At 70.5% G+C, this 12,941-nt stretch carries 9 protein-coding genes; 8 read left to right on the forward strand and 1 reads right to left on the reverse strand.

Annotated features, from left to right (window positions below):
- Positions 1 to 43: 43 nt before the first annotated feature.
- Both ACWGO0_RS03475 and ACWGO0_RS03480 read left to right on the forward strand, forming a co-directional pair.
- The gene (locus ACWGO0_RS03475; RefSeq protein ID WP_453527299.1) at positions 44 to 1,087 is read left to right on the forward strand and encodes a 3-isopropylmalate dehydrogenase; all 1,044 of its coding nucleotides are present in this window, start codon (positions 44 to 46) and stop codon (positions 1,085 to 1,087) included.
- 255 nt (positions 1,088 to 1,342) lie between these two features.
- On the forward strand, positions 1,343 to 2,449 hold the full coding sequence (locus ACWGO0_RS03480; protein ID WP_453527302.1) for a branched-chain amino acid aminotransferase: 1,107 nt from the start codon (positions 1,343 to 1,345) through the stop codon (positions 2,447 to 2,449).
- A 5-nt stretch (positions 2,450 to 2,454) separates the two neighbouring features.
- On the opposite strand, the gene ACWGO0_RS03485 is transcribed toward ACWGO0_RS03480, so the two are convergent.
- Complete coding sequence (locus ACWGO0_RS03485) at positions 2,455 to 3,870, reverse strand: cytosine permease (RefSeq protein WP_453527305.1); 1,416 nt, start codon at positions 3,868 to 3,870, stop codon at positions 2,455 to 2,457.
- Positions 3,871 to 4,009: 139 nt separating this feature from the next.
- Between ACWGO0_RS03485 and ureA the strand changes: the two genes are divergently transcribed.
- From ureA to ACWGO0_RS03515, 6 genes are all read left to right on the forward strand, one after another.
- Positions 4,010 to 4,696, forward strand: coding sequence for an urease subunit gamma (ureA, locus tag ACWGO0_RS03490; protein ID WP_453527308.1), 687 nt, complete (start codon positions 4,010 to 4,012; stop codon positions 4,694 to 4,696).
- Positions 4,696 to 6,378 carry an urease subunit alpha gene (locus ACWGO0_RS03495; protein ID WP_453527311.1) on the forward strand — a complete coding sequence of 561 codons (1,683 nt, stop codon included), beginning with the start codon at positions 4,696 to 4,698 and terminating at the stop codon, positions 6,376 to 6,378. Before ureA ends, ACWGO0_RS03495 begins: the two co-directional genes overlap by 1 nt.
- A gap of 26 nt (positions 6,379 to 6,404) precedes the next feature.
- Positions 6,405 to 7,430, forward strand: coding sequence for an agmatine deiminase family protein (locus ACWGO0_RS03500; protein WP_453527314.1), 1,026 nt, complete (start codon positions 6,405 to 6,407; stop codon positions 7,428 to 7,430).
- 261 nt (positions 7,431 to 7,691) lie between these two features.
- Positions 7,692 to 8,309 (forward strand): TetR/AcrR family transcriptional regulator, encoded by a 618-nt coding sequence (locus ACWGO0_RS03505; protein ID WP_453527317.1) that lies wholly within the window; start codon positions 7,692 to 7,694, stop codon positions 8,307 to 8,309.
- Between the two features lie 380 nt (positions 8,310 to 8,689).
- On the forward strand, positions 8,690 to 10,297 hold the full coding sequence (gene cimA / locus ACWGO0_RS03510; RefSeq protein ID WP_453527320.1) for a citramalate synthase: 1,608 nt from the start codon (positions 8,690 to 8,692) through the stop codon (positions 10,295 to 10,297).
- A 125-nt stretch (positions 10,298 to 10,422) separates the two neighbouring features.
- Positions 10,423 to 12,885, forward strand: a complete 2,463-nt coding sequence (locus ACWGO0_RS03515; RefSeq protein WP_453527323.1) for a glycoside hydrolase family 3 N-terminal domain-containing protein — start codon at positions 10,423 to 10,425, stop codon at positions 12,883 to 12,885.
- The last annotated feature ends 56 nt before the right edge of the window (positions 12,886 to 12,941 follow it).

Here is a 12,941-nt window from a genome sequence, read left to right on the forward strand (position 1 = left end):
GACAGCGGATGTCATGGGGTGGGACGACCAGTAGGGTGCCGATATGTCTCGCAGCATCAATCTCGCAGTGATCCCCGGTGACGGTATCGGCCAGGAGGTCGTGGCCCAGGGCCTCAAGGTCCTCAACGCTGTTCTCCCGCAGGATGTGAAGCTGGAGACCAAGGAGTACGACCTTGGCGCCCAGCGCTGGCACCGCACCGGTGAAACCCTCCCGGACGCGGAGCTGGCGGCGCTCAAGAACCACGACGCCATCCTGCTCGGCGCCATCGGCGACCCGTCCGTGCCGTCCGGCGTCCTGGAGCGGGGGCTGCTGCTGAAGCTGCGTTTCGCCTTCGACCACTTCATCAACCTGCGCCCGTCGAAGCTCTTCCCAAACACCGCGACCCCGCTCGCCGGCCGCCCCGACATCGACTTCGTCGTCGTGCGCGAGGGCACCGAGGGCCCCTACACGGGCAACGGCGGTTCGCTGCGTACGGGTACGGAGCACGAGGTCGCCACCGAGGTCAGCCTCAACACCGCCTTCGGTGTCGAGCGCGTCGTCCGTGACGCCTTCGAGCGGGCGAACGCCCGTCCGCGCAAGAAGCTGACGCTGGTCCACAAGAACAACGTCCTCGTGTACGCGGGCCACATGTGGAAGAACATCTTCGACCGGGTCGCGGCCGAGTACCCCGACGTCACCACCGACTATCTGCACGTCGACGCCGCGACGATCTTCTTCGTCACCCAGCCGGAGCGCTTCGACGTCATCGTCACCGACAACCTCTTCGGTGACATCCTCACGGACCTCGCCGCCGCCGTCACCGGTGGTATCGGCCTGGCCGCCTCCGGCAACATCAACCCGACGGGCGCCTTCCCGTCGATGTTCGAGCCGGTCCACGGCTCCGCCCCCGACATCGCGGGCCAGGGCAAGGCCGACCCGACGGCCACGATTCTCTCCGTCGCCCTTCTGCTGCGTCACCTCGGCTACGAGACCGAGGCCGTGCGCATCGAGGACGCCGTCTCCGCCGATCTCGCGGAGCGCGACGGGGTCACCACTCGTACCACCGACGAGATCGGCGACGCCCTCGCGGTACGAGTAGCGAGCTGACCCGACGACTCCACTTCGAAGCCGCCGGGTCGCAACCGCACCCGGCGGCTTCACCTATGCGGTCTCCGGGTGCCACCATCGACCCTGGACCGTAATCACGCCATTTCGCGCACGGCCGCCCCCGGGAGATAATCGAACGCGGGGCCGTGGCTCGCGGCATTGCTCGGACGTCCTAAGACCTGTCTGATACCTGTCGGGCGGGAGCGGGCGTGAGCGCGGTCCATCACACACAAGACCGGTGAAGGACACGCACTCATGACGATGCCCACGATCGAGCTCAAGCCCTCCTCGAACCCGCTGTCCGACGCGGAGCGCGAGGCGATCCTGGTGAACCCCGGATTCGGCCGCTACTTCACCGACCACATGGTGACGATCAGGTGGACCGAGGGCCGGGGCTGGCACGACGCCCAGCTCGTCCCGTACGGCCCGCTGTCGATGGACCCGGCCAACATGACCCTGCACTACGCGCAGGAGATCTTCGAGGGCCTCAAGGCGTACCGCCAGCCCGATGGCAGCGTGGCCTCCTTCCGGCCGCAGGCCAACGCGGAGCGCCTCCAGCGGTCCGCGGCCCGGCTTGCGATGCCGGAGCTCCCGGTCGAGACGTTCATCGCGGCCTGCGACGCCCTGGTCCAGCAGGACAACGCATGGGTTCCGGAGCACGGCGGCGAGGAGTCCCTCTACCTGCGCCCGTTCATGATCGCGGCCGAGGTCGGACTCGGCGTGCGGCCGGCCAACGAGTACCTCTTCATCGTCATCGCCTCGCCGGCCGGCGCGTACTTCCCCGGCGGTGTGAAGCCCGTCTCCATCTGGCTCTCCGAGAACCGTGTCCGCGCCGTCCCCGGCGGCATGGGCGACGCCAAGACCGGCGGCAACTACGCGGCATCCCTGCTGGCCCAGGCCGAGGCCGCAGGGCACGGCTGCGACCAGGTCGCCTACCTCGACGCCGTGGAGCACAAGTGGGTCGAGGAGCTCGGCGGCATGAACCTGTACTTCGTGTACGGGCAGGAGGACGGGAAGAAGCGCATCGTCACCCCCGAGCTCACCGGCTCGCTGCTCGCCGGAATCACCCGCGACTCGCTGCTCAAGGTCGCCGGTGACCTCGGTTACGAGGCCGAGGAGGGCAGGGTCTCGATCGACCAGTGGAAGGCCGACACCGCGAACGGCACCCTGACCGAGGTCTTCGCCTGCGGCACCGCCGCCGTCATCACGCCCGTCGGCAACGTCAAGTCCGCCGACGGCGAGTGGATCCAGGGCGACGGCACGCCCGGCGAGGTCACGATGAAGCTGCGCGGGCGCCTGCTGGACATCCAGCGCGGTATCGCCGAGGACACGCACGGCTGGATGCACCCGCTCGGCCAGTAGCGTTCTCAGGCGCCGGACGGGCTGGTCACCAGGCTCGTCCGGCGCTCCTCGCGCCTGGTCAGGACGGTGTACGAAACCCCGCCCACCAGGCCCGAGAGGATGAAACTGCAGTCCACGCCGCCCGTGAGGGCGAGCAGCGGGCCCTCGTAGACCGTGGTGGAGACCGCCGCGAGTCCGACCGCCGCGCCCAGTGCCCAGGAGACCGTGGCGCCGATGTTCCAGCCCGCCCGGTACCAGTAGACGCCGCCCTTGGCGCGCCGGTTGAAGACCTGAAGGGCTTCCGGGTCGTACTGGCCGCCGCAGCGCACGTACCCGATCAGTGAGATCACTGCCCACGGGGTGCCGATGGCCGTCAGCAGGAGCACGAACGACGTCATCGCGGACTGCACGGACCAGGCGAACGAGCCGACGAACACGAACGCGGTCGCGACGGCGGCGGCGACCACGGTGGCGCTGGTACGGGTGGCCCTGGGCAGGATCGCGTCCAGGTCCAGGCCCATCGAGTACAGCATCAGACCGGCGTTGCCGACGGACCCGGCCGAGGCCGCCAGGAGCAGCGGCGCCAGGTACCAGAAGGGCGCGGCGTCGACGAGCGGTCCCGCGTAGTCCAGTCCCGCGCGAGCGGCGAGGGCCGTGTACGTACCGAACAGCTGCGGCACCAGCAGGCCGAGGAGCAGGCCGAGACAGGTGGCCAGGAAGACCTTGCGGGAGCTGTGGCGGCGCGGCGAGATGTAGCGCGTGTAGTCACCGAGCAGCGTGATGAAGGCGACCGGGCCGCTCAGCCCCGCCGCGACGGCCGCGAGCAGCCAGGTGGGCCAGAAGGAGCCGAGCAGGTACGGGGTGTCCGGGGGCGCGGCCCTGGTGAAGTCGCCGGAGTAGGCGAGGACGCCGAGCAGCAGGAGCGCGACCATGCCGATGGAGAGCACCTTGCTGAGCTTGAGCAGCAGCCGGTAGCCGAAGACCGCGGCGACGACGGTCGCGCCCGCGAGGACGGTGTACATCAGGGCCCGGGAGGCCCCGCCGTCCGGCAGTCCGGTCAGCCGGGACAGGGTCCCGACCATCACGTCCCCGCCGATCCACAGCGTGAGCGCCGTGTACCCGAGCGAGAGCAGCAGCCCGACGACCGAGCCGATGAGCCGGCCGCGTACGCCGAACTGGGCGCCGCTGGACGTGGAGAGGTTGGTCGCCGTCCGCAGGGAGATCAAGGCGAGCGGGGCGGTGACCAGGACGCCCGCCAGCGTCCCGACGACGATCGAGGTCACGGAGGGCCACAGGCCGAGCCCGAAGGACGGCGGCAGCCAGCCGAACACGATGACGCCCAGGCAAAGATTTGAACCGAGAAGGATGGACACGAGGTCGCGCGGCCCGCTGGTGCGCTCCTCGTCGGGGATGGTGTCGACTCCGCGCTGTTCTATCGGCATGAGGCCGCCCTTGACGCTCGACTGTTTGAGTGCCGCTCAATGTGACGCATGAAGCGGTATCCGTCAATGTCCCTGTCCATGCTTTCCAGCAGCGAGAGGTCATGGTTAGAGTGTTGTTCAAACATGGAGGTGTGGTGACGTGAGACTGACCCCGACCGAGCGCGACCGGCTGCTGCTCTTCGGAGCCGCCGAACTGGCGCGGGCACGCCGGGCACGTGGGCTGAGGCTCAACGTTCCCGAGGCGACCGCGCTCATCGCGGACACCGTCTGCGAGGCCGCCCGCGACGGGCGGCGGCTCGCCGAGGCCATCGAGGCCGCGCGTGCTGTGCTGGGCCCCGACGACGTACTGCCCGGTGTGGCGGACGTGGTCACCGAGGTGCATGTCGAGGCCGTCTTCGACGACGGTTCCCGGCTGGCCGTCGTGTCCGCGCCCATCGGAGGCGGGGGCCTCGGCGACGGGGCGCCCGGCGCCGTACTGCCCGCTTCGCCGAACGCCGAGCCCGAGCCGGCGCTGCGGCTGACCGTGCGCAACACCGCGACCGTCCCGGTCAGCGTCACCTCGCACTTCCACTTCTTCGAGGCCAATCCGAGGCTCGACTTCGACCGCGCGGCGGCGTACGGCATGCGGCTGTGCGTCCCCGCCGGATCATCGGTCCGCTTCGGTCCGGGCGACGAGGCCGAGGTCGGCCTCGTGCCGATCGGCGGCGCGCGGATCGCGATCGGATTCGCGGGCCTGGTCGACGGCCCGCTGGACGCGCCCGGCGCGAAGGAAGAGGCCCTGCGGCGCGCGGCGGCCTGCGGCTATCTCGGAGTGGAGGACGCCTGATGGACCCCTACGAATACGCCTCGGTCCACGGACCGCGCGCCGGAGACCGGGTCGTCCTCGGCGACTCCGGCCTGGTGGTGCGCGTCGAGTCGGACGCGCAGCTGCACGGCGACGAGTTCCTCGCGGGCTTCGGGAAGACGGCCCGTGACGGTCTGCACCTGAAGGCCGCCGCCGTACGCGACACGTGTGACGTCGTCATCAGCAATGTGCTGGTCATCGACGCGGTGCAGGGCATCCGCAAGGTGTCGATCGGTATCCGTGAGGGCCGCATCCACGCCATAGGGCGGGCCGGGAACCCGGACACCCTCGACGGCGTGGACGTCGTCGTCGGCACCGGGACCACCATCGTCTCCGGCGAGGGCATGATCGCCACGGCCGGCGCCGTGGACACCCATGTGCACCTGCTGTCGCCGCGCATCATGGAGGCCTCGCTCGCCTCCGGCGTCACCACCGTCATCGGCCAGGAGTTCGGCCCGGTGTGGGGGGTCGGCGTCAACTCGCCGTGGGCCCTGCGGCACGCGTTCAATGCCTTCGATGCCTGGCCGGTCAACATCGGCTTCCTGGCACGCGGTTCGTCCTCCGATCCGGCCCCGCTGGTGGAGGCGCTGGCCGAGGGCGGTGCGTCCGGTTTCAAGGTGCATGAGGACATGGGCGCGCACACGCGTGCGCTCGATACGGCTCTGCGGGTCGCCGAGGAGCACGACGTGCAGGTCGCCCTGCACAGCGACGGCCTGAACGAGTGCCTGTCGGTCGAGGACACCCTGAGCGTCCTGGACGGCCGGACGATCCATGCCTTCCATATCGAGGGCTGCGGCGGGGGACACGTACCCAACGTCCTGAAGATGGCGGGCGTGCCGAACGTCATCGGCTCGTCCACCAACCCGACCCTGCCCTTCGGCCGGGACGCGGTCGCCGAGCACTACGGGATGATCGTCTCCGTACACGACCTCAAGACCGACCTGCCCGGGGACGCCGCCATGGCGAGGGACCGGATCAGGGCCGGGACGATGGGCGCGGAGGACGTGCTGCACGACCTCGGCGCGATCGGCATCACCTCCTCCGACGCGCAGGGGATGGGGCGCGCGGGCGAGACCGTGCGCCGCACCTTCGCGATGGCCGGGAAGATGAAGGCCGAGCTGGGCCCGATGGAGGGCGACGGTCCGCACGACGACAACGCCCGGGTCCTGCGCTACATGGCGAAGCTGACGATCAACCCGGCCATCGCGCACGGTCTCGCCCACGAGGTCGGCTCGATCGAGGTGGGCAAGCTCGCCGACATCGTGCTGTGGAAGCCGCAGTTCTTCGGCGCGAAGCCGCAGATGGTCCTGAAGTCGGGCTTCCCCGCGTGGGGAGTGACGGGCGACCCCAACGCCGCGACCGACACCTGTGAACCGCTGGTCCTGGGACCGCTGTTCGGCGGGCACGGAGCGACGCCCGCCGATATCTCGGTGGCGTTCGTGGCGAAGGCCGCGACCGACCTCGGATCCGACCTGATGCCCACCCGGCGCCGCAGGGTCGCGGTGCGGGGCACCCGGGGCATCGGCCCGGCGGACCTGCTCCTCAACTCCCGGATCGGTGCGGTGAATGTGGACGGGGGCAGCGGTCTGGTCACGCTGGACGGCGCTCCGATGCGGTCCGAGCCGGCCGACTCGGTCTCTCTCAACCGGCTCTACTTCCTTTAAAAACAAGCCTTCTGGAGTACGACGACATGAGCTTCCGTATGCCCCCCGAGTGGGCCCCGCACGAGCGCACCTGGATGGCGTGGCCGGGTCCCAACGTCACCTTCTCCGGTGACGACCTCGCCGAGTCCCGCGAGGCCTGGGCCACGGTCGCCCGGGCCGTACGCCGCTTCGAGCCGGTGACCATGGTCGTCGGCCCCGGCCAGGCGGAGGGGGCCCGCGGCCTCCTCGGCCCGGACATCGAGCTGGTCGAGCGCGAGCTGGACGACGCCTGGATGCGGGACATCGGCCCGACCTTCGTCACCGACGGCACGCGCCTCGCCGCCGTCGACTGGGTGTTCAACGGCTGGGGAGCCCAGGACTGGGCGACCTGGGAGCACGACGCGAAGATCGCCCGTCATGTCGCGGACCTCATCGGCGTGCCCGTGCACAGCTCGCCCCTCGTCAACGAGGGCGGCGGCATCCACGTCGACGGAGAGGGCACGGTCCTGCTCACCGAGACCGTGCAGCTCGGCCCCGAGCGGAACCCGGGCTGGTCCAAGGAGGAGGTCGAGGCCGAGATCCACGCCAAGCTCGGCACCACGAAGGCGATCTGGCTGAAGCGCGGCCTCACCGGCGACTACCCGCCGCACGGCTTCGGCACCCTCGGCCATGTCGACATCGTCGCCGCCTTCGCGGGACCCGGCGTGATCGTCGTACACACCCAGCCCGACCCGTCCCACCCCGACCACGAACTCTGCAAGGAGAACGTGGAGATGCTCAGGGCGCAGACCGACGCGCAGGGCCGGAGCCTGGAGATCGTCGAGATCCCGGCCCCGACCACGGTGCGCGACGAGGACGGCGAGTGGGTCGACTACTCCTACATCAACCACTACGTCTGCAACGGCGGCGTCGTGCTGTGCTCCTTCGACGACCCCCGCGACGAGCTCGCCGCGGGCATCTTCCGCCGCCTCTACCCCGGCCGCGTGGTCGATCTGGTCGACGCCCGGACGATCTTCGCGGGCGGCGGCGGCATCCACTGCATCACCCAGCAGCAGCCTGCCGTACACGGCTGAGCGCTAGGGCCTGTCCGGCGGATCATGGCCGGGGCCACGGCGTCTGGCACGGCACCTCGCGGCGTTGCCGAAACGCCCGCATAGCTCCTTCCCCAAGCTCTCAACTTCGTTCGAGCAGGGGAGACCCCACCTGAGGACGCTTCGGCGCCTTGCGATGCACCGCACCAGACACCGCGTCCTATCCGACCCTGATCCGCCGGACAGGCCCTGGATCCGGTAGAACGTACGGGTGAACGAGATGCTCTGCGCCACGGCCGCAGCATGACCCCGCCACCCGCCCGCCGGCGCAATATCGCCCCGCCCCGGGAGTCCGTGCTCGTCGCGGCCATGGCCACCATCGCCGAGCGCGGGCTCGACGGGCTGACCATGGCCGGGCTCGGGCGCGAGGTGGGGATGAGCAGCGGGCACCTCCTCTACTACTTCCGGAGCAAGGACGAACTGCTCCTCCAGACCCTGGAATGGAGCGAGGGCCGTCTCGGCGCCGAGCGCCGCACCCTGCTCTCCGGGCAGGCGCCCGCCGCCGAGCGGCTCGGCGCCTATGTGGATCTGTACGTCCCCGAAGGCCCGCGCGACCCCCACTGGACGCTCTGGCTGGAGGTCTGGAACCGCTCGCAGAACGCCGACGCCGACGCGCGTGGACGGCAGGCCGCCATCGAGGGTGCCTGGCACCGGGACCTGGTGGCACTCGTCGCCGAGGGGATCTCGCGCGGCGAGTTCCGTCCCGTGGACCCGGACCGCTTCGCCTCGCGGCTGCGCGCCCTGCTCGACGGATTCAGCGTCCATGTCGCCGTCGGCATACCGGGTACGGGGCGCGAGCAGGTCCTCTCCCATGTGGAGGAGTTCCTGCGGGAGGCACTGCTCCCCGCTTCGGCGCCGTGAATCCGCGTCCGCTCCGTGAAGCCGCCTCGGCTCCGTGAAGCCGCTTCCGCGCCGGTGAATCCGCGGGAGCGGCCTGCGACGGACGTCACGACCGCATCCTGAGACGGGCCGGGGAGCGGGGGCGGCGCTGTGCAAGACTGCGTCCGTGTCCTCGTTCGTCATGATTATTGGCAGCAGGCGCGCCGGTCCGCAGTGACCGCCCCGTACCACCACGTACGGCGCGGCCATCGTGCCCCAGACCCGCGCGCAGACCTCTCGCACCCGCGAGGGGTTTTTTCGTTTTCCGGCCCTCACCTCGGCCGGGGCGTCGCGCGCGAGATGATGGGGGCAAGTGGAGCCCGATCGTCCGGATCCACTCATCCGACAGGAGTCAGATCAGCATGACCACCAAGGCCACGGCCACCGACGACAGCTTCCATGTCTTCGACACCACACTGCGCGACGGTGCACAGCGTGAAGGCATCAACCTGACGGTCGCGGACAAGCTGACCATCGCCCGGCATCTGGACGACTTCGGCGTCGGCTTCATCGAGGGCGGCTGGCCCGGCGCCAACCCGCGCGACACGGAGTTCTTCGCCCGTGCCGCACAGGAGATCCAGTTCAGGAACGCCCAGCTGGTCGCGTTCGGAGCGACCCGCAGAGCGGGCGGCAGCGCGGCCGACGACCCGCAGGTCAAGGCGCTCCTCGACTCCGGCGCGCCGGTGATCACGCTGGTCGCCAAGTCCCACGACCGCCATGTCGAACTGGCGCTGCGCACCACTCTGGAGGAGAACCTGGAGATGGTCCGCGACACCGTCTCCCACCTCCGCGAGCAGGGCCGGCGTGTCTTCGTCGACTGCGAGCACTTCTTCGACGGCTACCGCGCCAACGCCGAGTACGCCAAGGCCGTCGTCCGTGCCGCGTCCGAGGCCGGAGCCGACGTCGTCATCCTGTGCGACACCAACGGCGGCATGCTCCCCGCCCAGGTCCAGGCCGTCGTCGCCACCGTCCTCGCGGACACCGGGGCCCGCCTCGGAATCCACGCCCAGGACGACACCGGCTGCGCCGTCGCCAACACCCTCGCCGCGGTCGACGCGGGCGCCACCCACGTCCAGTGCACGGCCAACGGCTACGGCGAACGGGTCGGCAACGCCAACCTGTTCCCCGTCGTCGCCGCCCTGGAACTCAAGTACGGCAAGACCGTCATGCCCGAGGGCGCGCTCGCCGAGATGACCCGGATCTCGCACGCCATCGCCGAGGTCGTCAACCTCACGCCCTCCACCCACCAGCCCTACGTCGGGGTCTCCGCGTTCGCCCACAAGGCCGGGCTGCACGCCTCCGCGATCAAGGTCGATCCGGATCTGTACCAGCACATCGACCCCGAACTCGTCGGCAACACCATGCGGATGCTCGTCTCCGACATGGCGGGCCGCGCCTCGATCGAGCTCAAGGGCAAGGAGCTCGGCATCGACCTCGGGGGCGACCGCGAGCTCGTCGGACGGGTGGTGGCACGGGTCAAGGAGCGCGAACTCAAGGGCTACACGTACGAGGCGGCCGACGCCTCCTTCGAACTCCTGCTGCGCAGCGAGGTCGAGGGCCGGGCCCGCCGCTACTTCCGTACGGAGTCCTGGCGCGTCATCACCGAGGACCGCCCCGACGGTACGCACGCCAACGAGGCGACCGTGAAACTCTGGGCCAAGGGTGAGCGGATCGTCACCACCGCGGAGGGCAACGGCCCGGTCAACGCGCTGGACCGGGCGCTGCGCATCGGTCTCGAGCGGATCTACCCGCAGCTGGCCAAGCTGGAACTGGTCGACTACAAGGTCCGCATCCTGGAGGGCACGACAGGCACCGACTCCACCACCCGGGTACTGATCACCACGGGCGACGGAGCCGGTGACTGGTCGACGGTGGGAGTCGCGGAGAACATCATCGCGGCGTCCTGGCAGTCGCTGGAGGACGCGTACACGTACGGCCTGCTGCGGGCGGGCGTCGAGCCGACGGACTAGGACCGACCGCCGGACGGGCTTGGCTTTCAGGCCCGTCCGGCGCTCGCAGGCGAACGGGTGACCGCATCCTCCGACGGCCGCCCCAGTTGACTCCTTCGTCCGACCGCCGACGAGAAGGAGTCCCGATGCCACCCGCCCACCACCCCCGCACCGGTCACCGGGGCAGACCGGCGACGGCCGTGCTCGCAGCCGTCACGGGCCTCGCCGGACTGCTCACCGGAGCCGCCCCCGGCGCGCCCGGCGCCACGAGCGGCTCCGCACCCTCGGCGCGCGTCGTCGTCGACTCGGCCGTGCACCCGGTGAACGAGGGCGCCACGGCGGTCATCGAGATCTCCGTCGCCACCGCCACCGGCTCCCGCCGCATCGAGGAGCCCGTCACCGTCGCGTACACGACCAAGGGCGGCAGCGCCCGCTCCGGCGCCGACTACACACCGGTCACCGGCACCCACACCTTCCCGGCGGGCACCACGTCCGGCACCTCGCACACCATCGCCGTGGCCACCGCGCACGACGAGGGCGCGGAACCGGCCGAGACGGTCCCCGTCGAACTCGACGTCACCGGGGCCGAGTCGCCCCAGGAGGACCCGCAGGCCGTCATCGACGCCCACGGACTCCCGTACCAGAACCCGCGGTTGCCGGTGAAGCGGCGTGTGGCCGACCTGGTGGCGCGGATGTCGCTCGCCGAGAAGGCCGGCCAGATGACCCAGGCCGAGCGCACCGCGCTGAAGTCGCAGGGCGACATCGCCGCGTACGGTCTCGGCTCGCTGCTCTCCGGCGGTGGTTCCGCACCCACCCCGAACACGGCCGCCGCCTGGGCGAAGATGGTCGACGCCTACCAGTTGCGCGCGCGGGCGACCCGGTTCCAGATCCCGTTGATCTACGGCGTGGACGCCGTGCACGGCCACAACAACGTGATCGGTGCGACGGTCATGCCGCACAACATCGGCATCGGCGCGGGCCGTGACCCGCAGCTCGCCGAGCGGACCGGCGCGGTCACCGCGAGCGAGGTCCGCGCGACGGGCATCCCCTGGGACTTCGCCCCCTGCGTGTGCGTGACCCGCGACGAGCGCTGGGGCCGCTCGTACGAGGCGTACGGCGAGGACCCGGCCCTGGTGGAAGCCATGGAGACGGTCATCGACGGCATGCAGGGCAGCCCCTCCGGCGCGGACCTGGACCGCAACGACAAGGTGCTGGCCGGAGCCAAGCACTTCGTCGGCGACGGCGGTACGGAGTTCGGCTCGTCCACCTCGGGTGCGTACACGATCGACCAGGGCGTCACGAAGGTGACCCGCGAGGAGCTCGAAGCGGTGCACCTCGCGCCGTTCGCGGAGGCCGTCGGGCGGGGCGTCGGCACGGTCATGCCGTCCTACTCCTCGCTCGACGTCATCGGCGACGGCGCGGGCCCGGTGAAGATGCACGCGCACGCCGAGATGATCAACGGCGTGCTGAAGGACCGGATGGGCTTCGAGGGCTTCGTCATCAGCGACTGGCAGGCCATCGACCAGATTCCCGGTGACCACGCCACCGACGTCCGTACGTCGGTCAACGCGGGACTCGACATGATCATGGTCCCGACCGCGTACCAGGACTTCACGAAGACGCTCCGCGACGAGGTCGCCGCGGGGCGCATCGCCGAGGCCCGGATCGACGACGCGGTCTCCCGGATCCTGACCCAGAAGTTCCGGCTGGGGCTGTTCGAGAAGCCGTACGCGGACCCGTCCGCCCTGGACGGCGTCGGCTCGGCCGGACACCGCGCCGTCGCCCGCGAGGCGGTGGCCAAGTCCCAGGTGCTGCTGAAGAACGACGGTGCGGTCCTGCCCATCGACCCGTCGGCGAAGGTGTACGTCGCCGGATCCAACGCGGACGACCTCGGCAACCAGGCCGGCGGCTGGACCGTCGGCTGGCAGGGCGCGTCGGGCAGGACCACCACGGGTACGACGATCCTCGAAGGCATGAGGAAGGCGGCCTCCGACCCGGCGTCCGTCACGTACTCCAAGGACGCCTCGGCCGCCACGGACGGCTACGACGCCGGAGTCGTGGTCGTCGGCGAGACCCCGTACACCGAAGGCGTCGGAGACGTCGGCAACGGCCACGACCTGGAGCTCACGGCCGCCGACCAGGCAGCCGTGGACACGGTCTGCGCCGCCATGGAGTGCGCCGTCCTGGTCGTCTCAGGACGCCCGCAGCTCATCGGCGACCGGCTCGGCTCCATCGACGCCCTCGTGGCCTCCTGGCTGCCGGGCACCGAGGGCGACGGCGTCGCCGACGTCCTGTACGGCGAGCGCCCCTTCACCGGACAGCTCCCGGTCACCTGGCCGAGGTCCGAGGCGCAGCTGCCGATCAACGTCGGCGACGCGGTCTACGACCCGCAGTTCCCGTACGGCTGGGGACTGACCACGCTGAGGACGCCCCCGGCGGGCGGCGGCAGGGCGAGCGTGGAACGGGCCAGGCTGCTGGTCCAGCAGAAGACCGACGGCAAGCTGACCGCGGCGGTGTCCGGGCCGTTCGCGGACGCCGACCACCTGCTGCTTTCCGGTGATCTCGCGGGGGCCATGGCGAAGCTTCGGGCGGCCTATCGCGCCGCCTGAGCGCGTAACGGTACAAAATAGAGCCAAGTGGGCGGCGCTTTTGTCGCCCACTTGGC

This window comes from Streptomyces sp. NPDC055749, from assembly GCF_053617235.1.